Here is a 19,874-nt window from a genome sequence, read left to right as displayed (position 1 = left end):
CCTTCTTCATGTCGGTGTTCCACGGCTACTGCTACACGATGTGGACTCGCTCGGTCGTGCCGTCCTTGTCGCGCAGCAGCAGTTCCTTGCCGTCGGCCATTTGCTGCGCAAGGAACCCATATACCTGGACCGACCGGTTGATCGCATCGGTCTTCGAAAGTCCAGTAGCGGCTGTGAGTGCGGCCAGTGCGCGGACCGCAGCACCGATCAACGTGATGCTGAAGCGCTCGCTAGCCGCTCCCGAGGCTGTTGGGTCGCCCACTGAGACCACCTTTCACTCAACGCTGGCGTGCTCTTGTGCTCGCCGAAGGAGCCCAGCATCCCACGCCTCACCCATACAGCACCAGACGTGCACCAAATTGGTGCAACTCTGGTGCTGTCCGCTACAGTGCCACCACCGCTTCAGTGGGCGTAGGGCAACGCGCCCGAGGCGGTCACCACCAACCACCAGAGGAGGACGCGATGGCCGCTCCCGGCCGGACAGCTCCGAGGACCGTACTTCGCGGGACCCGCGAAGTACGGGTCCTAGGCGTCGTGGAGACCGGGGTCTCATAACCCGGTCTGCACGACGTCTGGAGCTCAACGGGATGCGCCAGCCTGTCGGAGATCGCCGATCTCCAGCTGATGCATCCGAGAAGGACTCCAAGTGACGAATCCCCATCCCGAGATGGTCGGCGGTTCCACCCTCGACGCCCCTTCCGCGGATGCGACGGTGAAGATCTGGGCTACCCAGGTAGCCCCCAGTCTTACCGACGCGCCGACGGGCGGAGCATCGGTCGAGATCAGGGTTTCACCGGACATCCACGGACGGATGCAGGTTCCTGCCCGTAGCACCCGTCGGCTGATCGAGATGATTGGCTACGTGGTCGTCCCCACCGGAGGTGCGTTGCTCATGGTCAACGAAGGTCACAACGTGATGCCGTGGTGGTCCACGTTCAGCCTCGCGCTGGCCATCCTTGCGCTGCCGGCTGTCAACCGGCTCGCGGTGATTAGCAGGACCCGCAAGCGGCGGAGCAAGAAGGTCTGAGGCTCTTGCCCGTATTCCCGTAACCGAGGACCAGCGCGATCAGCGGGTTTCCCTCAGAGAAACCCGCTTCACTCTTCAAGTCGACGGGTTCTGCGGGAGCCTGCTCGGCCGGGTCATCCTCTATTGGATCGCCTCTCTGATCGGGCGCTGAACGCCCCCGGACGGGGGGTGAATGCAACCAAAACTGCAACCAGTCCCGGGCCTCATAGCCAAGCGCCGACCAACGTCGGCTCGGGCCGAAGCTTGATCCCGGTTGCGATCTCGACCTGCGCCGAGAGTTCGGTGAGGGCCTGGGCGAAGCCCGTGCCGCCGGGTGCCCGCCGAGGCGCTCAAGGAGTACGTGGCCGCCCGTACGCAGGCTGCCCCTTCGACCGTCGCGCTCGCGGCCTGAGAGGGGGAACCGAATGGCGAACACCCGCAAGCCCAACGGCGACTCCTCGATCTACGAGGGCAGCGACGGCCGCTGGCACGGCCGGTCATGGTCGGGGTTAAGGACGACGGCACTCCCGACCGCCGCCACGTCAGCGCCAAGACCCGTCCCGAGGTCACGGCCAAGGTCCGCAAGCTGGAGAAGCTGCGCGACAACGGCACCGTGCCCAAGGCCGGCGAGAACACGTACGCCGGATACGAGGTCGCCGTCCGCGTGCACCTCGTCCCGGGCCTTGGCGCGCACCGCCTGGAGAAGCTGGAGCCCGAGCACCTGGAGCGCTTCTACAAGAAGATGCAGGCCGCTGGCAGCGCCGCCGGAACCGCTCACCAGGCCCACCGCACCATCCGTGTCGCCCTCGGCGAGGCCCTGCGGCGCGACCACCTCACCCGCAATGTGGCCACGATCGCCAAGGCCCCGAAGCTCGAAGAGGAGGAGGTCGAGCCGTTCGAGATCGAGGAGGTCCAGGCGCTCATGGAGACGGCGCGCAAGCGCCGCAACTCCGCCCGATGGATCTTCGCACTCGCCCTCGGCCTGCGCCAGGGCGAGGTGCTCGGGCTCCGGTGGAAGGACGTCGACTTCAAGCGCGATGTCGCCTGGGTCAAGCGCGGTCGGCTACGGCCCAAGTACCGGCACGGCTGTGGCGACCGCTGCGGGCGCAAGCCCGGCTTCTGCCCGCAGAAGGAGCCGATCCGACGCGAGACCAAGGACACCAAGTCCCGGGCCGGGCGACGCGCGGTGCCGCTGCCCGAGCAGCTCGTCGTGATCCTCCGGCAGCACAAGGACGAGCAGGACCGCGAGCGGGCCCTCGCCCGGGATCTCTGGTCGGACAAGGGCTACGTCTTCACCTCGGAGACCGGCGAGCCGCTCAACCCCAGCACTGACTACCACCACTGGAAGCGGCTCCTGCGCGAGGCCGGCATCCGTGATGGTCGCCTCCACGACGCCCGTCACACCGCCTCGACCGTCCTGCTCCTGCTCGGAGTGCCGGAGCGGATCGTGATGGCGATCACGGGCTGGTCCTCGACCTCGATGGCCCAGCGTTACCAGCACGTCACCGAGCCGATGCTGAACGACGTCGGCAGGAAGATCGGTTCGGCTCTGTGGGGTGACGTCGGATCTGGCCCAGAGGAGCCCGGCGAAGACGCCGCCTGAGGCCCAGAACCCAAACTGAGACCACGACACGAAGAAGGCCCCGACCGGGAACCCGGCCGGGGCCTTCAACTGCCTTGCTAGGCAAAGGCGGAGGATACGAGATTCGAACTCGTGAGGGGTTGCCCCCAACACGCTTTCCAAGCGTGCGCCCTAGGCCTCTAGGCGAATCCTCCGCCGCAAACATTACAAGACCGGAGGGGGTGCTAGCGAACTCGATCCCAAGTGGGCCGATCGGGTACTCTGGGCGGAGCCCCTCGCGTGGCGCTATCTCGCTGAACCCCCCCAGGGCCGGAAGGCAGCAAGGGTAGGTGGGCTCTGGCGGGTGCGTGAGGGGTCTTTTGCTGCCCGAATGCTGCCCGAATGCTGCTCGGACGCCGTCCGGACGCTGTCCGAAGCCCCGTAGTCCACGGCCCGTGCGCTCCCGGCACATGGCCGCACCGCCGCGGCGAGGCTGCGCCCGCACAGGCTTGGCCGGTAGGCTTTCCGTGTGATCTTCAAGCGCATCGGAAGCACGCGGCCGTATCCCGACCACGGCCGCACGAGCACCCGCGAGTGGGCGGACGTCGCGCCGCGCCCGGTACGCCTCGACCAGTTGGTCACCACGAAAGGCCAGCTCGACCTGGAGACGCTCCTGGCCGAGGACTCCACGTTCTACGGGGACCTCTTCGCCCATGTGGTGAAGTGGCAGGGCGACCTCTATCTGGAGGACGGTCTACACCGGGCCGTGCGGGCAGCGCTCCAGCAACGCCAGGTACTGCACGCGCGCGTCCTGGAGATGGACTGACGGGCTTTCCCGCAAGGGGGAATTGATCCTTTCGGGTTGACGGACGCGGCGATCGTTGATCATTTAGTAGGCCCCGGTGGAATCGCGCACTACGCTGCGGCTATGAGCATGCTCACACCCCCAGGCATGGGCGGGAAGTACCGGATCACCGGGAACCAGTACCCGCGCATGCGGCGCCCCCGCAACAACCGCCGGATCGTGCTGTCCGCCGTCGCCGCCGTTGCCGTGGTCGGGCTGATCAGCTGGGGGACGATGCAGCTCATCCATGTCTTCGGCGGGAAGTTCGGGCGCTCGCACAGCACCGCCAGCGCCGCGCACTGCACCGGCGGCGCCAGGGCAGGCGGCGTACCGGCCAGCGTGCCGAAGCCCGGCGCCGTCACCGTCAACGTGTACAACGCAACGCAGCGCGGCGGGCTCGCCAAGAGCACCGCGGACGAGCTGAGGAAGCGCGGCTTCACGGTCGGGAAGGTCGGCAACGCCCCGTCCGCCTACGACAAGAAGGTCAAGGGCGCCGCCATACTGCTCGGCGGCCCCAGGGCACAGGACGCGCTCAAGGTGCTGGGCACCCAGCTCGCGGCGGCCGACGTGAAGACGGATCCGTCGCGGAACGGCGCTTCCGATGTGGACCTGATCATCGGTGATGGGTTCGGCTCGCTCGATCCGCAAAACAGCTCGAATCAGGCGCTGGCCCGGCTGTCTTCCCAGGGGGTGCCCAAGCCGTCGGCCTCCGCCAAGGCGTGCTGAAACGGCCGCCGGAACCTTCCGGTGGCCGTCGCACAAGCCGTCACGCGGGCACGCGAGCAAGCCGTCACGCGGGCACACGAGCAAGCCGCCCCCGGGGCGTCACCCCAAACAAGCCGCCCCCCGGGGCCCGCCCCCCGGGCGTTACCCCGCCGTGCCGTACATCCGGTCGCCCGCGTCGCCGAGGCCCGGGACGATGTAGCCGTGCTCGTTGAGCCGCTCGTCGATCGAGGCGGTCACCACGGTGACCGGCTGACCGGCCAGCTCACGCTCCATGACCGCCACGCCCTCGGGGGCGGCCAGCAGGCACAGGGCGGTCACGTCGTCCGCACCGCGCTCGATGAGCGTGTTGATCGCGGCGACCAGCGTGCCGCCGGTGGCGAGCATCGGGTCGAGCACGTAAACCTGGCGGCCGGACAGGTCATCCGGCATCCGAGTGGCGTAGGTGGACGCCTTGAGCGTGTCCTCGTCGCGGACCATGCCGAGGAAGCCGACCTCGGCGGTCGGCAGCAGCCGGACCATGCCGTCGAGCATGCCGAGCCCGGCGCGCAGGATCGGCACGACCAGCGGGCGCGGACGGGCCAGCCGGACGCCCGTGGTGCGGCAGACCGGCGTGGTGATGTCGACGGAATCGGTGCGCACGTCACGGGTGGCCTCGTAGGCGAGCAGGGTGACCAACTCGTCGGCGAGCCTACGGAAGGTGGGCGAGTCGGTGCGCTGGTCGCGCAGCGTGGTGAGTTTGTGCGCCACCAGCGGGTGGTCGACGACGTGGATCCGCATGCCCTCGACATTAACCGAGGTTCGGGGGCGCAGACGCCACTCAGGCAGGGCCCTCCATCCCCCGACGGGCATCAAATGCGCCACCCCGGGAAAGTGTGACGGTACGGCCGTACATGACCGTACGTCGAGGTGGTGGCCATGACTGACCGGCAAGGAAGGCGCGAGGAACAGCGGGCGCCGGTGGACATCGGCGCCGAACGCTTCCCGGCCGATCCGGCCGCGCCCTCCGCCCCGCCCCAGGAACCACGGGACACCACCGAGGAGCGCAGACGGCGGCGCGCGATGTTCCTGCGCGAGTTGCACGAGGCCAAGGAGCTACGGGCCAGGGTGCAGCCCAGGAGGGCCCGCGCGGCGCGGGCCCGCGAACAGATGCGGATGCGGACATTCCGCTGGTGACGGTGGTCACATCCTGTCCAATCTTCCGGAGTGTCCGCCGGTAACACCGCCATCCAGCCACCCGAGCGCCCTAAAAAGCCCGAAAAAACGTGCACGGCCTGGCACGACGCAGTGCGGAAGACCCTTCCCAACGCTTAGGTTTCTGCCACGATGCCGAGTGGGCGGGACTGAACTGCCGACGTCTCGTCCGTCCCGGCACACCTAGGACCAGTGGGAGAGTCACGGTGTACTTCGCCGCACTGCTCGCGCGCACCGAGGACGGGTGGGAAGCGAGCGATACGGAGCTTGACGATGTGGAAGCCCTCACCGATCTAGTGGATCTCGCACGCGAGGCCGCGATCGACGAGGACACAGTGCTCGTCTTGATCGAGCAGGAAGACGCGTGGTTCGGCATCGTCCGGGTGGACGGCGAGGACGACCCACGGATCTTCGTTTCGGACGCGTCCACCGCGTCCCGCAGCTCGTACGGAGCCATGCTCACGGACGAGCTGCTGGGGCGTGACGCGGACGAGGTGGATGAGCTCGACGCCCTCGATCTGGACGGCACCGAGGACGGCGAGGACGAGGACGCGGAGGACGAGGAGACCTCCGCCGAGAGCGAGCCGGTTCCGGTCGGCCCGCTGGGTGACGCCAAGTTGCTGTCCGACCTCGGCATGGACGAGAAGGAGTTGAAGTCCCTCAACGGCGACGCGCTCAGTGAGATCGCCGACATGCTCGGGTGCTCTGAACTGCTGGAGGCCGTCCGCTGAGCACCGAACCACCGGCGCGGCCCGGCCCCCACGGCGATCCGCTACGGGGACCGTGGTCCGCGCCCATGCGTCTCGCCCTGGACGAGGCCGCGCTGGCCCCCCGTACCGGTGACGTGCCGGTGGGCGCGGTCGTGCTCGACCCGGACGGCGGTGTCATCGGCCGGGGGCACAACGAGCGCGAGGCTACCGGGGACCCGACCGCGCACGCCGAGGTGCTGGCGATCCGCGAGGCCGCCCGGGCGGTCGGCGAGTGGCGGCTGTCCGGCTGCACGCTCGTGGTCACCCTGGAGCCGTGCACCATGTGCGCCGGCGCGATCGTGCTGTCCCGGCTCGACCGGGTGGTGTACGGCGCGCGCGACGACAAGGCCGGTGCGGTGGGCTCCCTGTGGGACGTGGTACGCGACCGTCGGCTCAACCACCGCCCCGAGGTGATCTCCGGCGTGCTGCCCGAGGAGTGCGGCCGACTGCTCACCGACTTCTTCCGCGGTGGCGCCACCCCCCGTTCGGGGCCCGCCGAGGGGACCGGGGAAGGAACCGATTTCAGCGCACGGCCCGGCGTCCGCTAAGCTCTCTCTCGGTAGCGTGTCCGAGCGGCCTAAGGAGCACGCCTCGAAAGCGTGTGAGGGGGCAACTCCTCCGTGGGTTCAAATCCCACCGCTACCGCCAGCACCCCCTCCGGGACGTGGAAGCACGTACCGGAGGGGGTTTTGCTTGTGCACGGCCCCCTGCCCTCGGCGGCAGCGGCAGGCGGACTGGCCAGGCTCCCGGCTGCGCGGTCGGGCGGTCAGTGGCGAGGCGGCGCTGGAGGGAACACGCCCGCTCTCTCCCCTCCCTCCGGCCGAGGGGCCTTCGGCTGGGAGGACCCGACGCCCGCCGGTTCCCTGCCGTACCGGACGGGTTCGCGAAGAGTTCTGAGTAGTTCCGATCGCTTTCCCGCTCGACAACTGGCCTGGAACCAAGGGACCTTGGACCATGAAAGCGCGCTAAATGACAGGCTCGATCACCAGGTGGCTAGACTCTCGCCACTGCACGGTGCGGCGAAACCGTGGTCGGGCGCGCCACGGCTGAGGAGGCAGGGCAGGGAATGGCACAGGCGAAGAAGATAGTGATGGGCATCCTCATCGTCTTCGTGATGTACACGATCATCACCTCCCCCGTGCGCGCCGCCCAACTGGTCCAGGTAGGGTTCGAGGGCATTTCAACCGCTGCCAAGGGCGTCGGGAAGTTCATGACCTCGCTCGTCAGCTGACAACGCGGCCAGCGGCAGGGACGATCGCCGGAGAGAACCGATTCCACGCGCCGATCCGCGGCTGACGGCAGGCTGTCGGCGCGCGGCCCCCTAAGGAGCGCCATGATCCGTCACCTGGTCCTGTTCAAGCTCAACGAGGGCGTCAAGCGCGACGACCCCCGGGTGATCGAGGGTGTACGCGCCTTCGAGCAGCTCGGCTCCCAGATCCCCGAGCTGGCCTCCTGGGAGTGCGCCTGGAACATCACGGACCGACCGATCGCCTACGACTACGCGATCAACTGCACCGTCGCCGACCGCGAGGCGCTGGTCCGCTATCTGGAGCACCCCACCCACCAGGCGGGTGTCGCCCTCTGGCAGCCCATCTCCACCTGGGTGATCGCGGATTACGAGATCTGACGGATCGCCGCGGCCTTCCCAAACGCGCGGCCCTCGCCCAGTGGCGGGGGCCGCGCGCTTTCCTGGAGCGGGCACCTGACGCTTGGGCAGCGGCGAGAGTCACCCAACTGCCCACCAACACGGCACTTTACGGTGCTTGCACACAGTGGACATGTCTTGTGATGCTATGACCGCTTTTGCCGGATCAGTGACCGTCGATGGGTGGTGAGAGTCCTGGCCGCTCGAACCGTGCCTTCGCCGTCCACGACATCCACCGACCCGCGCGCGGCCAAGCCCCGTACCGCCGCACCCCGCACTTCGGAGCCGCCCACGCCTCCCGTGGATCCGCCCGACCAACCTGCGGATTCGACCGATCCGCACGCTGACCCGACCGATCCGCACGCTGATCCGACCGACCATCAGGTCGATTCACTGACGGAATCGACCGCCCCCCGTACAGAACCGACCGACCCAGCACCCGCCCATACGCAACCGCCCGACCCAGCACCCGTCCATACAGAACCGTCCGACCCAGCGCCCACCCCACCGGACGCCCCGTCAAACCCCCGGCCCCGCAGTAGTCGGGCCGCCGACGCGCGGGCCCTGACGCAGGTGCTGTTCGACGAGCTGTCGAAGCTGGAGCCGGGCAGCCCCGAGCACGCGAGGGTGCGGGCCGCGCTGATCGAGATCAACCTGCCGCTGGTGCGCTACGCGGCGGCCCGGTTCCGCAGCCGCAACGAGCCGATGGAAGACGTGGTGCAGGTCGGCACGATCGGGCTGATCAACGCGATCGACCGGTTCGACCCGGAGCGCGGAGTGCAGTTCCCGACCTTCGCGATGCCCACCGTGGTCGGGGAGATCAAACGTTACTTCAGGGACAACGTCCGCACCGTCCACGTGCCCAGACGGCTGCACGAGCTGTGGGTGCAGGTCAGCGGCGCGATCGAGGACCTGACGGTGCTGCACGGGCGGTCGCCAACCACCGCCGAGATCGCCGAGCGGCTCGGGCTGTCCGAGGAGGAGGTGCTGGCCTGCCTGGAGGCGGGCCGGGCCTACCACGCGACGTCGCTGGAGGCGGCTCAGGAGGGCGACGGCGCCCCGGGCCTGCTGGACCGGCTCGGCTACGAGGACCCCGAGCTGGCCGGGGTGGAACACCGCGAGCTGGTCCGGCACCTGCTGGTGCAGTTGCCGGAACGGGAGCGCCGCATTCTGCTGCTGCGCTATTTCGGGAATCTGACCCAGTCACAGATCAGCGCGGAGCTCGGTGTCTCCCAGATGCATGTGTCGCGGCTACTCTCGCGTAGCTTCGCCAGGCTGCGATCCGCAAATCAGCTCGAAGCGTAGCTGACGAGGACTAACACCACACGCTGTCACCTGACAAATAAGTCGACATGACGCTACAGCGTGTTGCCGACATGTGACATTCTGCTTGAACCGCGTTTGTCGCGGCCCGGCCTCCGGTATGCAGGTGGAGGAACCGTTGCTCGCGACCCGTCCGCGACCTCAAGGGGGTGGCATGTCCGTAGAAGTGGGCAGTCCGAAGGTGCTGGAAGCCGAGGCGCCGTTCGACGCCGACAACGCGGCGCCGCTCAGCGCCGACAGCGCGCTCGGCACCGACAGCGCGCTCGGCGCCGACACCGGCGAGGCCATCAACACCGGTGAGGCCATCAACACCCGCACGCTGTCCCGCTCCCTGTTCCTGCGGCTCGCCGAACTGCCGCCGGACAGCCCGGAGCGCGGCTATGTGCGCGACACGCTGATCGAACTCAACCTCCCCCTGGTCCGGTACGCGTCCGCGCGCTTCCGCAGCCGCAACGAACCGATGGAAGACATCGTCCAGGTCGGAACAATCGGTCTGATCAAGGCGATTGACCGTTTCGACTGCAACCGCGGGGTGGAGTTCCCGACCTTCGCGATGCCCACCGTGGTGGGCGAGATCAAGCGCTTCTTCCGGGACACCTCGTGGTCGGTCCGGGTGCCGCGCAGGCTCCAGGAGCTGCGGCTGGCGCTGACCAAGGCGAGCGACGAGCTGTCCCAGCGGCTCGACCGCTCCCCCACCGTCTCCGAACTCGCGGGCGCCCTGGGCGTGTCGGAGGAGGACGTGGTCGACGGGCTGGCGGTCGGCAACGCCTACACCGCCTCCTCGCTGGACTCCCCGCCGCCCGAGGAGGACGGCGGCGAGGGCTCGCTGGCGGACCGTCTCGGCTACGAGGACGCCGCGCTCGAAGGCGTCGAGTACCGTGAGTCGCTGAAGCCGCTGCTGGCCCAACTCCCGCCCCGCGAGCGGCGGATCATCATGCTGAGGTTCTTCGCCAACATGACGCAGTCGCAGATCGGCGAAGAGGTCGGTATCTCGCAGATGCACGTCTCACGTTTGCTGACCCGGACGTTGGCGCAGTTGCGGGAGGGGCTGACGGCCGAGTGACCGCGACCTAGGCATAGCTGACGATGCGTCAGTATTCTGGAGCGGTGCTTCGGACAGCCGGTCGCCGGGGAAAGCGAAGGCGGAGCCCAAGGGGTTCCGCGCACCGCAAGCCAGGAGGGGGCAGCGGACGGGTCCTCCTGGCAGCCTCGGCGGTCGCGCTTGGTCTGGCGACGCTGGCGCTGCTCCTGACTTGGGGCACCGCCGGTACGGGCAGCGCCAGTCGGCTGGCGGTCGGCGCGGCGGGCGCCTCCGCCGACCCCGCCCACCCCGTACCCCCCGACGGCAAGGTCACCCTGGTCCCGCTGAACGGCACCCCGGTACCGCCTCCGGGCACCGCACCGACCGGCCGCACAACGCCCAGTGCGAACGACGGCACCGCGCATCCGGCGGTCGGCGCACCGACCGGCGGCGCACCGACCGGCAACACGTCGGGCGGCAACACGCCGAGCGGCGCCCGGAGCGGCAGCGGCCAGGCCCCCGAGCCTTCGGTGCCGCCCGCACCCGGTACACCGAGTGCACCGGGCTCTCCGAGCGCACCCGGCCACCGTCCGGCGCACCTGCAGATCAGCGGGGTACGCCAGGCCGCAACCGGGCAGCGCTGGTGCCAGGACGTCACCGTGGACTTCACCAACTCCGGTGACCTGCCGGTCACTTCGGGAACGGTGACGTTCGCCACCCATGTCATCGGCCTGCTGGGCGTCGACTGGGCGACGGTCGACACCACCGAGAAGGTCCCGGTGCCGATCGCCGGGGGCCAGCGGGTGAGCGGAACCTGGCAGATCTGCCTGGACTCCTGGCGGGTGCCGCTGGGCATGCACATCGAGACCCGGAGCGTCACGCTCCAGGCCTGAGGCGAAATCCGCGCGGCGTCAGGGGAGTTAGCCGTACAGCCGCAATAGCCGCAGTTATCCGGGGTCCGCCCCGGTGCGGATCATCCGAGGGCGAAGTAGGCGATCGCGGCGATGACCAGCACCGCCACGACGACGCCCACCACCACTCCGGTCCGGGAGCCGCCGCCGCGCGAGCGGCCGTACGTCGTGGTGGCGCCCGCGGCCGGTCGCTCGGTGGCGCCCTCGTCCACGAAGGCGCGGAACATCTGGGTGCTGCCCGCGGGGTCGTGGTTCTGGTCGGGGTTCTGGTAGTCAGCCATGAGGCAGGACCCTAGCGAAGTCGGGAAGCGGAATACCAGAGACCCCCGGGGCGCTGTAATTGGCCATGGCACGCATCGGAAGTTCTGAACTCGACGTCTTCCCGCTCGCCTTCGGCGGGAACGTCTTCGGCTGGACCGCCGACGAGAAGGAGTCCTTCGAACTGCTGGACGCCTACACGGCCGCGGGCGGCAACTTCATCGACACCGCGGACGTCTACTCCGCGTGGGCACCGGGCAATTCCGGCGGCGAGTCGGAGGCCATCATCGGCCGCTGGTTCGCCGCGCGCGGCAAGAGCAAGCGGGACCAGGTGGTGCTGGCCACCAAGGTCGGCATGCACCCGGACTTCAAGGGTCTGAGGGCCGGGACCATCAAGAGCGCGGTGGAGGAGTCGCTGCGGCGGCTGCGGACCGACCACATCGACCTGTACTACACGCACCGCGACGATCCGGACACTCCGGTCGAGGAGTTCCTCGGCGCCCTCGACCAGCTGGTCAAGGAGGGCAAGGTACGGCAGATCGGCGCCTCCAACATCAGCGCCGAGCGGCTCAGCGAGGCGCTGGCCGCCTCCGAGCGCGAGGGCCTGGCCAGCTACGTGGCCCTTCAGCAGCACTACAACCTGGTGGAGCGCGACGGGTACGAGGGCCCGCTGGCCGAGGTGGTCAGCGCGCACGGACTGTCCTCGGTCCCGTACTACGCGCTGGCGTCCGGCTTCCTGACCGGTAAGTACCGGCCGGGGGCGGCGGTGGACAGCGCCCGTGCCGGGAGCGCGGGCAAGTACCTGGACAGCGAGCGCGGCCAGCGCGTCCTGGTGGCCCTGGACGAGGTGGCGCAGGCGCACGGCGCCGAGGTGGCGACGGTGGCGCTGGCCTGGCTGGCGGCCCAGCCGACGGTGGTGGCGCCGATCGCCAGCGCCCGTACCCTCGCGCAGCTGCCCGCGCTGTTGGCCATGGCGGACCTCACACTGACCGCCGACGAGCTGGCGAAGCTGAACGCCGCTTCGGCCTGAGCGGGGCGATACCGCGGTGCCGCCCGTTCCCCGAGGGAAGCGGGCGGCATCTTTACGTCGTCTTTACGTATCAACGGCCGGATTCATTTGCCTGTAGCAACTAACTGGGTTACGGTTGCTTTAGGCAACTAGTGCTGGCTGGGGGTGCTCGATGGTGACGCGGACGCGGTGCGCGGAACTCGTACAGCAACTCAGCGCGCTGACCGCGGTCAGCCGAGGGCTCGGCCGCGCGTTGCCGCCCGACTGCCCGGCCGCCTCGGTCGCGGTGCTCCGGATGCTCAGCCGCCACGGCGAGATGCGGATCAGCCGCCTGACCGAGCTCCTGGACGTCGACATGTCGGTGACCAGCCGCCATGTCGCACATCTGGCGGCCCGGGGGTGGCTGGACCGCCACCCCGACCCACAAGACAAGAGATCACGGCTGCTGCGCCTCACCCCACTCGGCGAACGGGTCCTGCGCGACGCGTCGGACCGCATCGCCGAGGAGCTGAGCGACTTCCTCCGGGACTGGACGGACGACGAAGTGACGCAGCTCACCGTGCTGTTGGCCCGGTTGCGCGCGAGCTTCGACGACTGCAGACCGGGGCACCGCACAACTGCCGTGCACACGCAGAACTTTCCCGGCCCCGCCCCACAGGTGGCCGGGACGAGCAAAGGATGACGATGGCTTCAACCACACCGGCCGGTGTGCGGGAGGCGGATCCGAAACGCGGCGCCCATCGGGCCCACGGGTCCCACGGCACGCACGGCAACCACGGCAACCACGGCAACCACGGCAAGGGTCGGGACCACACGGCCCCGATGACCCACCGGCAGATCATGGAGGCGCTCTCCGGGCTGATGCTCGGGCTGTTCGTGGCGATCCTGTCGTCCACGATCGTCTCCACCGCGCTGCCCACCATCCTCGCCGACATCGGCGGCGGCCAGGAGGCGTACACCTGGATCGTCACCGCGGCGCTGCTCGCGGTCACCGCCACCACCCCGCTGTGGGGCAAGATGTCGGACCTGGTGAGCAAGAAGCTCCTGGTCCAACTCGCCCTGGTGCTCTACATCGTGGCCTCCGTCGTCGCCGGTTTCTCGCAGAACGCCGGGACGCTGATCGCCTGCCGGGTCGTACAGGGCATAGGCGCGGGCGGTCTGTCCGCCCTCTCCCAGGTGATCATGGCGGCGATGATCTCGCCGCGGGAGCGCGGCCGTTACAGCGGCTACCTCGGCGCCACCTTCGCGGTGGCCACCGTCGGCGGCCCGCTGATCGGCGGTGTCATCACCGACACCAGCTGGCTCGGCTGGCGCTGGTGCTTCTACGTGGTGGTGCCCTTCGCGCTGATCGCGCTGGTGGTGCTGCAGAAGACCATCCACCTTCCGGTGGTCAAGCGGCAGGTCAAGGTCGACTGGCTGGGGGCGTTCTTCGTCACCGCCGCGGTCTGCCTGCTGATGGTCTGGGTCACCCTCGCCGGTGACAAGTACCCCTGGCTGTCCTGGCAGACGTACGTGATGGTGCCGGGCTCGGTGGTGCTCGGCCTGGTCTTCCTGCTCGTCGAGTCCAGGGCGGGCGAACCGATCATCCCGCTGCGGCTGTTCCGCAACGGCACGATCACGCTCACCTCGCTGTCGAGCGTCTTCGTCGGCGTGGCGATGTTCGCCGGAACGGTGTTCCTGAGCCAGTACTTCCAGTTGGCCCGCGGCAGGACGCCCGCGATGTCCGGTGTGCTGACCATTCCGCTGGTGCTCGGGCTGTTCCTGGCCTCCATGGCCTCCGGCCAGATCATCACCCGTACCGGGCGCTGGAAGGCGTTCCTGGTCTCCGGCGGCGTCTTCCTGACCGCGGGCGCCGGGCTGCTCAGCCTGATGCGGTACGACACCCCGTACTGGCAGGTCGCCGTCTACATGGCGCTGCTGGGCCTGGGCATCGGTCTGATGATGCAGAACCTGGTGCTCGCCGTACAGAACCAGGTGGCGCCCGAGGACCTCGGCTCGGCCAGCTCGCTGGTGACGTTCTTCCGGTCACTCGGCGGTGCGGTCGGTGTGGCCGCGCTCGGCGCGGCGCTCAGCAACCGCATCACCCACTACGCCGCCGAGGGCTTCGCGGCGCTGGGCGTGCCGATGCCCGCGTCGCAAGGTGGCGAGGCCAACATTCCGGATCTCAAGAAGCTTCCGCCCGTGATCCGTACGATCGTCGAGAGCTCCTACGGGCACGGCATCGCGGATGTCTTCCTCTACGCCGCGCCGTTCGCGTTCGTCGCCTTCCTCCTGGTGCTGTTCATCAAGGAGGTGCCGCTGAGGACCGCGAGCGGTCTCCAGCAGACCGCGGGAGTGCCCGCGCACGACAGGGCGGCGGCGGACGCCCCCGTCACCATCCCAGCGCCGGCTCCGGAGTCCGAGCTGGCCGCAGTGGCCGCAGCCGCCGATGCTCAGCCGGTCACCGTGTACGCCTCGGCGGGTAGTGGCCCGTCCGGCGAGGAGGTTCCCATGAACGGCATCACCATCCACGGTTGCGTCCGCAACTCCGAGGGAGTGGGCGTCGGTTCCGCCCACCTGACCCTGATATCCCTCCAGGGGCGGCAGTTGGGCCGCGCCCAGGCCGGTACCGACGGCGGCTACTGGCTGGCCGCGCCCGGGGCGGGCTCCTATGTGCTCATCGCGGCCGCCGACGGCCACCAGCCGCAGGCGGCCACCGTGGTGGTGGGTGACGCGCCGCTCAGCCACGACATCGTGCTCGCCGGTACCAGCGGCCTGGCCGGTGTGGTGCGCGGCGCGGCCGAGGGGTCGCCGGTGGACGGCGCGATGGTGGTGGTCACCGACGTACGGGGTGAGGTGCTGGCCACCGCGAAGACCGCCGAGTCCGGCGCGTTCACCTTCGAGGAACTGCCCGCGGGCGTCTTCACGCTGGCGGTCAGCGCGGCCGGGTACCGCCCGGCGGCTCAGCCGGTGGAGGTCGGCGCCCAGGGCGTCACACGGGTCGAGGTCCAACTCGCCTCCGGCGCGCACCTGCAGGGCAGGGTACGGGTCGGTGCGGACCAGCGGCCGCTGGCCGACGCGCGGGTCACGCTGATCGACGCGGCGGGCAACGTCGCGGGCACGGCGACCACCGGTGACGACGGCTCGTACGCCTTCACCGACCTGGACGCGGGCGACTACACGTTGATCGCCAGCGGCTACCCGCCGGTCGCCCGCACGCTGATGGTGGACGGTCGGGGCGAGGACGCCTTCGACGTGGAGCTCGGCCACCCGGCCGAGTGAACTTCAAGCGACTGGCGGACGCGCACTGCGGAGACGCGTACCGCCAGTTCGGGGGAGACGGGTTCCGGTCGGCGGCCGGAGCAGGGGACGGCCGAGGCCGTTCGACCGGAACCCGTGACCAGACCAACAGGAGAAGCGATGACCACGCATGCGGGTGAGGGCAACACCGGACTCAGGGCCCGGATCCGGACCAAGGACGGCTGGGCGGTGCAGCACGCGGTGCTGACCGTAACGGATATGACGGGACGTCAGATCCAGCGGGCGGGTGCGGATGACGACGGTGTGGTGCGCACCGAACCGCTGCCGCCGGGGGCGTACACGGTGATCGTGACGGCCGTCGGCTACCAGCCCACCGCCTCGACGGCGATCGTCGGCGCCGCGGGGCGGGCGGACCTGGGCAACCTGGTGCTGGCCCGGCAGGGCGGGGTGGAGCTGCCGCCGCCGGGGCCGTGGACCATCGACCCGGCCCACTCCTCGGTGGGCGCGGTCGCACAGCACCTCGGCATCTCCAGCGTGCGCGGGCACTTCACCGAGTTCCGCGGCCGGATAGAGATCGCGGAGAACGTCGAACGGTCCTCGGTGGTCGCGACGATCAGCTCGGCGAGCATCGACACCGGCAACAAGATGCGCGACGACCACCTGCGCTCGCCGGACTTCCTCAACGTGGACGTCCACCCGGAGATCACCTACCGCGGCACCGGCGGGGTCACCCCGGCCGGTCCTGACCGCTGGACGGTGCACGGCGAGCTGACGATGAACGCGCTGACCCGCCCGGTCGACCTGGACCTGACCTACCTGGGCACCGGCCCGGACCCGTGGGGCGGCACCCGGGCCGCGTTCCGCGCCACGGCGGAACTGCGGCGGGAGGACTTCGCGATGAACTACAACCAGGTCCTCCAGGCGGGCATCGCCGCCATCGGCACGACGCTGCGGGTGGAGCTGGACATCCAGGCGGTCCAGGGGGAGACACTGCCGATGGCGTGAGGCACGCCAACGCCCCGAAAGGGGCGCGGGGCTGTGTTCATGTGCGGCTCCGCCGCGTGGGCGCGACCAGCCACAACGACGCCGCGGCCAATCGACAGCAGACCGCCGCAACCCCCAGCGAAGCGCTCAAGCGCGATCCCGCATCGCTTCGATCCCGGCGATCAGGCACTCCAGCGCGAACGCGAAGTCGCGGTCACGCAACCGGGCCCCAGGGCCCTTGGTGCGCTCATCGATGATCGGCGCGAGTTCCGAGAACTCGGGCCGATCGCGTACCGCCCGCGCCATCTCGCGGAACAGGTCGTCCTCGGTGGCACCGGTGGCGCGGCCCAGTTCGATCCAGCGGCCCTCCACCGTGCCGTACCCGTGCACGAACTGGTAGACGGCGGCGAGGGCGCCGGTGATCCACTCCGGCGCCAGGCCCGAGCGCCGCATGACCTTGTGCGCCGCGGTGCTGAACGCCACCGCGTTCGGGCCGATGTTGGCGTACTCCCCCATCAGCCGGGGCGCCCACGGGTGCGTGGTCAGCGTTCTGCGGTAGCTGGACGCGAACTCCCGTACCGCGTCCCGCCAGTCGTCCACCTCCTCCGCGACCTGGAGCGGAATCTCGCCGAACACCTCGTCCAGGGCGTATTCGAGCAGGTCGTCCTTGTTGTCCACGTACCAGTAGACGGACATCGGCGTCACCCCGAGTTCGGCGGCGAGGCGGCGCATCGAGAAGTCCTGCAGGCCGTGTTCGTCCAGCAGCCGGACCGTGGTCAGCACGATCTTGCGGTGGTCGAGCCCGGCCGGCTGCTGTGCCGACCTCCTGCGCCTGCCGCCCTGTGCGCCGCTGTTCAGCCACACGCTCGCTGTGGGCTTGCTGGCGCGGGGGGCGGCGGGGGCCATCGGCGTTCTCCTCGGTCGAACCTGTTCAGCGGTGCGCTGGTGATGTGATGCTAAGCCGCCGCCTCGGCGGGGACCGGACTGCGGCGAGAGGAGTCCTCGCGGTCCGCGCGGTGCAGCAGGAACGCGGCGAGCAGTCCACCGGCGAGCACCGCCGCCGCGCCGACGAGTTGGCTGACGCTGACGCCCGAGGCGAACGCGTCGGCCACGGCGGCGCGTTGCCGCTGACCGTGTGCGGCGGCCAGCGCCGCGGGCAGCGAGCTGGCGCTGATCGTGGCCGGAAGCAGCGCGGCGAAACGGGAGTTGAGCACCGCGCCGAGCACCGCGTTGCCAAGTCCGTTGCCGAACTCGGTCAGTGTGCCGTTGACCCCCGCGCCGATGCCCGCCCGCTCCGGCGGAATGGCACCCATGATCGCCGCGGCCATCGCGGGCGACGCCATCGCGATGCCCACGCCCATTGTGACCAGGCCGATCAGCATGCCGCCGTAGCCGTGGCGGCCCAGCACGGAGACCAGCGCGAGGCCCAGCGCGATCAGGGTCATACCGAGCACCACCACGCCCGGCGTACCGAGCTTGCGCAGCAACCGGGCGCCGACGCCCAGGATGTTGAGCAAGGCGATGCTCAAAGCGAGCGGAACCGTGCACAAACCGGCCTTCAACGGCCCGTAGCCGAACACGAATTGGAGGTGCTGGGTGAGCAGGAAGAGGGACCCGCCCATGCCGAACGCCACCAGGATCCCGCCCGCGACCGCGCCGACGAACCGCCGGTCACGGAAGAACCGCATGTCGAGCATCGGATGCGGGGTGTGCCGCTCCCAGAGCGCGAAGCCGGTCATCCCCGCGGCGCCGATGCAGGCCGGGAGCAGCACGTCGCCGGAGGTCCAGCCGTGCACCGGGCCGGAGATGATCGCGTAGACGATGCCGAGCATGCCGATGAAGGACAGGCCCGCGCCGGGCAGGTCGGGCCGGTCGCCCAGCGGATCCCTGGACTCGGGTACGTACAGGGCGACGGCGGTCAGTCCGAGCAGCGCCACCGGCACATTGATCAGGAAGACCGACCCCCACCAGAAGTGGTTGAGCAGTACGCCGCCGATCAGCGGCCCGGCGGCGAAGCCGAAGGTGAGGACGGTGCTCCACAGGCCGATGGCCTTCACCCGTTCCTCGGCGTCGAAGACCTGGACGATCACCGCGAGCGTACTGGTCATCAGGATCGCGCCACCGACGCCCATTCCGGCCCGGGCCGCGATCAGTTCACCGGGGTTACCCGCCATCGAGGCGATCAGCGATCCGGTACCGAAGAGTCCAAGTCCGGTCAGCAGCGCGCGCTTTCGACCGTACCGGTCGGCGGCGCTGCCGACGGAGAGCAGCAGTCCGGACTGCGCCAGCGAGTAGGCGCTGATCATCCACTGTATGTCCGCGGTGCTCGCGCCCATGCCCTCGGTGAGGGAGGGGACGGCGACGTTCAACACCGTGTTGTCCAGCAGGACGGTGAGGTGGGCGAGGCAGATGACGCCGAGGATCAGCCAGCGTCGGGGGTGTGGCTGGATCTGAGGAGGCGTGGTCAAGGCAGCTCCTTGTACGGTGTACGGGACCATGCGGCGTCATACACCGTAGAAGGCTCACGTACACCGTACAAGGCGTTTTCTTACGGCCGGGTGGTAACCCACCCCGGGGCGAACCAGCCTCCGCTGCGGGAGAGTTGGCCGTCGCGTCGATCACCCGGCTTCGGCGGGCTTGATCAGATATCCGGCGCCACGCCGGGTGTGAATCATCGGCGCCCGTCCGGCATCGATCTTGCGCCGCAGGTACGAGATGTAGAGCTCGACCACATTGGCCTGACCGCCGAAGTCATAGCTCCACACCCGGTCCAGGATCTGGGCCTTGCTGAGCACCCGGCGCGGGTTGCGCATCAGATACCGCAGCAACTCGAACTCGGTGGCGGTGAGATGGATGGAGCGACCGGCACGGCTCACCTCATGGCTGTCCTCATCCAGCGTGAGGTCCCCCACCACCAGCAGCGACTCCGAGCGGATGGCCGCCACGCCGGACCGGCGCAGCAGCCCGCGCAGCCGGGCCACGACCTCCTCCAGGCTGAACGGCTTGGTCACATAGTCGTCGCCGCCCGCGGTGAGTCCGGCGATCCGGTCCTCCACGGCGTCCTTGGCGGTCAGGAACAGCACCGGCACATCGGGCAGTTCACGGCGCAGCCGGGAGAGCACCTCCAGCCCGTCGGCGTCCGGCAGCGCGATGTCGAGCACCACCGCGTCCGGCAGGAAGTCACGAGCGGCCCGCAGCGCGGCGCCGCCGTCGGCCTCGGTGCGCACCTCCCAGCCCTCGTAGCGCAACGCCATGGAGAGCAGGTCGGCGAGCGCCGACTCGTCGTCCACGACGAGCACCCTGACCGGCGACCCGTCGGGACGCAGGAGTTCGGCGCGGCCCGCGGCCACGGGTGCGGCCGCGGTCTGGCTGGTGGCGGTCCGGCTAGCGCCCATGGCGGTCCGAC

The 19,874-nt window shown here is 69.5% G+C and carries 21 protein-coding genes, 2 tRNA genes, 1 other RNA gene and 1 pseudogene; 18 read left to right on the top strand and 7 right to left on the bottom strand.

Translation table 11 applies throughout. The features are described 5' to 3' along the window. Positions 1-31: 31 nt before the first annotated feature. Positions 32-262: a hypothetical protein gene (locus NON19_RS13735; protein WP_255927803.1), complete on the bottom strand. Its 231-nt coding sequence runs from the start codon at positions 260-262 to the stop codon at positions 32-34. A gap of 384 nt (positions 263-646) precedes the next feature. Between NON19_RS13735 and NON19_RS13730 the strand changes: the two genes are divergently transcribed. Together NON19_RS13730 and NON19_RS13725 are read left to right on the top strand one after the other, a co-directional pair. Continuing rightward, the gene (locus NON19_RS13730; protein WP_255927801.1) at positions 647-1,027 is read left to right on the top strand and encodes a hypothetical protein; all 381 of its coding nucleotides are present in this window, start codon (positions 647-649) and stop codon (positions 1,025-1,027) included. A gap of 404 nt (positions 1,028-1,431) precedes the next feature. Continuing rightward, positions 1,432-2,609 (top strand): annotated as a pseudogene (locus tag NON19_RS13725) (tyrosine-type recombinase/integrase). Between the two features lie 88 nt (positions 2,610-2,697). On the opposite strand, the gene NON19_RS13720 reads toward NON19_RS13725, so the two are convergent. Further along, a tRNA-Ser gene (locus NON19_RS13720) sits at positions 2,698-2,782 on the bottom strand. A 72-nt stretch (positions 2,783-2,854) separates the two neighbouring features. Between NON19_RS13720 and ffs the strand changes: the two genes are divergently transcribed. The 3 genes from ffs to NON19_RS13705 all read left to right on the top strand — a co-directional run bounded on the left by ffs (position 2,855) and on the right by NON19_RS13705 (position 4,137). Beyond that, positions 2,855-2,951: signal recognition particle sRNA small type (gene ffs / locus NON19_RS13715), an RNA gene on the top strand. A 145-nt stretch (positions 2,952-3,096) separates the two neighbouring features. Continuing rightward, the gene (locus tag NON19_RS13710) at positions 3,097-3,393 is read left to right on the top strand and encodes a type II toxin-antitoxin system VapB family antitoxin (protein ID WP_255927799.1); all 297 of its coding nucleotides are present in this window, start codon (positions 3,097-3,099) and stop codon (positions 3,391-3,393) included. Positions 3,394-3,495: 102 nt separating this feature from the next. Next, positions 3,496-4,137, top strand: coding sequence for a LytR C-terminal domain-containing protein (locus NON19_RS13705; protein ID WP_255927797.1), 642 nt, complete (start codon positions 3,496-3,498; stop codon positions 4,135-4,137). Between the two features lie 141 nt (positions 4,138-4,278). Here NON19_RS13705 and upp read toward each other — a convergent pair whose 3' ends face one another. Beyond that, a complete protein-coding gene (gene upp, locus NON19_RS13700) occupies positions 4,279-4,914 on the bottom strand; it encodes a uracil phosphoribosyltransferase (RefSeq protein ID WP_255927795.1) in 636 nt (211 codons plus the stop codon). Positions 4,915-5,052: 138 nt separating this feature from the next. Between upp and NON19_RS13695 the strand changes: the two genes are divergently transcribed. From NON19_RS13695 to NON19_RS13655, 9 genes are all read left to right on the top strand, one after another. Next, entirely contained in the window at positions 5,053-5,310 is a 258-nt protein-coding gene (locus tag NON19_RS13695) for a hypothetical protein (RefSeq protein ID WP_255927793.1), read from the top strand. A gap of 224 nt (positions 5,311-5,534) precedes the next feature. Next, positions 5,535-6,059 carry a tRNA adenosine deaminase-associated protein gene (locus NON19_RS13690; RefSeq protein ID WP_255927791.1) on the top strand — a complete coding sequence of 175 codons (525 nt, stop codon included), beginning with the start codon at positions 5,535-5,537 and terminating at the stop codon, positions 6,057-6,059. Positions 6,060-6,124: 65 nt separating this feature from the next. Continuing rightward, positions 6,125-6,625 (top strand): tRNA adenosine(34) deaminase TadA, encoded by a 501-nt coding sequence (gene tadA / locus NON19_RS13685; protein ID WP_255927789.1) that lies wholly within the window; start codon positions 6,125-6,127, stop codon positions 6,623-6,625. A gap of 10 nt (positions 6,626-6,635) precedes the next feature. Continuing rightward, a tRNA-Ser gene (locus tag NON19_RS13680) sits at positions 6,636-6,725 on the top strand. A 418-nt stretch (positions 6,726-7,143) separates the two neighbouring features. Next, positions 7,144-7,308, top strand: a complete 165-nt coding sequence (locus NON19_RS13675) for a hypothetical protein (protein ID WP_255927787.1) — start codon at positions 7,144-7,146, stop codon at positions 7,306-7,308. Between the two features lie 102 nt (positions 7,309-7,410). Next, the gene (locus NON19_RS13670) at positions 7,411-7,704 is read left to right on the top strand and encodes a Dabb family protein (protein WP_255927785.1); all 294 of its coding nucleotides are present in this window, start codon (positions 7,411-7,413) and stop codon (positions 7,702-7,704) included. A gap of 411 nt (positions 7,705-8,115) precedes the next feature. Beyond that, positions 8,116-9,027: an RNA polymerase sigma factor SigF gene (locus NON19_RS13665; RefSeq protein WP_255927865.1), complete on the top strand. Its 912-nt coding sequence runs from the start codon at positions 8,116-8,118 to the stop codon at positions 9,025-9,027. A gap of 172 nt (positions 9,028-9,199) precedes the next feature. Then, complete coding sequence (locus NON19_RS13660) at positions 9,200-10,108, top strand: RNA polymerase sigma factor SigF (protein WP_255927783.1); 909 nt, start codon at positions 9,200-9,202, stop codon at positions 10,106-10,108. Between the two features lie 44 nt (positions 10,109-10,152). Then, positions 10,153-10,959: a hypothetical protein gene (locus tag NON19_RS13655; RefSeq protein WP_255927781.1), complete on the top strand. Its 807-nt coding sequence runs from the start codon at positions 10,153-10,155 to the stop codon at positions 10,957-10,959. A gap of 80 nt (positions 10,960-11,039) precedes the next feature. On the opposite strand, the gene NON19_RS13650 is transcribed toward NON19_RS13655, so the two are convergent. Next, positions 11,040-11,258, bottom strand: coding sequence for a hypothetical protein (locus NON19_RS13650; protein ID WP_255927779.1), 219 nt, complete (start codon positions 11,256-11,258; stop codon positions 11,040-11,042). A 65-nt stretch (positions 11,259-11,323) separates the two neighbouring features. On the opposite strand from NON19_RS13650, the gene NON19_RS13645 reads away from it, so the two are divergent. The 4 genes from NON19_RS13645 to NON19_RS13630 all read left to right on the top strand — a co-directional run bounded on the left by NON19_RS13645 (position 11,324) and on the right by NON19_RS13630 (position 16,489). Then, positions 11,324-12,265, top strand: a complete 942-nt coding sequence (locus tag NON19_RS13645; RefSeq protein WP_255927777.1) for an aldo/keto reductase — start codon at positions 11,324-11,326, stop codon at positions 12,263-12,265. 151 nt (positions 12,266-12,416) lie between these two features. Then, positions 12,417-12,926, top strand: a complete 510-nt coding sequence (locus NON19_RS13640; RefSeq protein ID WP_255927775.1) for a MarR family winged helix-turn-helix transcriptional regulator — start codon at positions 12,417-12,419, stop codon at positions 12,924-12,926. Between the two features lie 140 nt (positions 12,927-13,066). Beyond that, positions 13,067-15,505 carry an MFS transporter gene (locus NON19_RS13635; protein WP_504979219.1) on the top strand — a complete coding sequence of 813 codons (2,439 nt, stop codon included), beginning with the start codon at positions 13,067-13,069 and terminating at the stop codon, positions 15,503-15,505. Positions 15,506-15,643: 138 nt separating this feature from the next. After that, positions 15,644-16,489, top strand: a complete 846-nt coding sequence (locus NON19_RS13630; RefSeq protein ID WP_255927771.1) for a YceI family protein — start codon at positions 15,644-15,646, stop codon at positions 16,487-16,489. A gap of 126 nt (positions 16,490-16,615) precedes the next feature. Here NON19_RS13630 and NON19_RS13625 read toward each other — a convergent pair whose 3' ends face one another. From NON19_RS13625 to NON19_RS13615, 3 genes are all read right to left on the bottom strand, one after another. After that, positions 16,616-17,374 (bottom strand): TetR/AcrR family transcriptional regulator, encoded by a 759-nt coding sequence (locus NON19_RS13625; protein WP_255927769.1) that lies wholly within the window; start codon positions 17,372-17,374, stop codon positions 16,616-16,618. A gap of 50 nt (positions 17,375-17,424) precedes the next feature. Continuing rightward, positions 17,425-18,966 carry an MFS transporter gene (locus tag NON19_RS13620; RefSeq protein WP_372514125.1) on the bottom strand — a complete coding sequence of 514 codons (1,542 nt, stop codon included), beginning with the start codon at positions 18,964-18,966 and terminating at the stop codon, positions 17,425-17,427. A 120-nt stretch (positions 18,967-19,086) separates the two neighbouring features. Beyond that, positions 19,087-19,863 (bottom strand): response regulator transcription factor, encoded by a 777-nt coding sequence (locus tag NON19_RS13615; RefSeq protein WP_255927863.1) that lies wholly within the window; start codon positions 19,861-19,863, stop codon positions 19,087-19,089. Positions 19,864-19,874 lie beyond the last annotated feature (11 nt).

Source organism: Streptantibioticus rubrisoli (genome assembly GCF_024436055.1).
GTDB classification, from domain to species: Bacteria; Actinomycetota; Actinomycetes; order Streptomycetales; family Streptomycetaceae; genus Streptantibioticus_A; species Streptantibioticus_A rubrisoli.
Note: the sequence above shows the minus strand (reverse complement) of the source record. Positions and strands in the feature narration are given on the sequence as shown.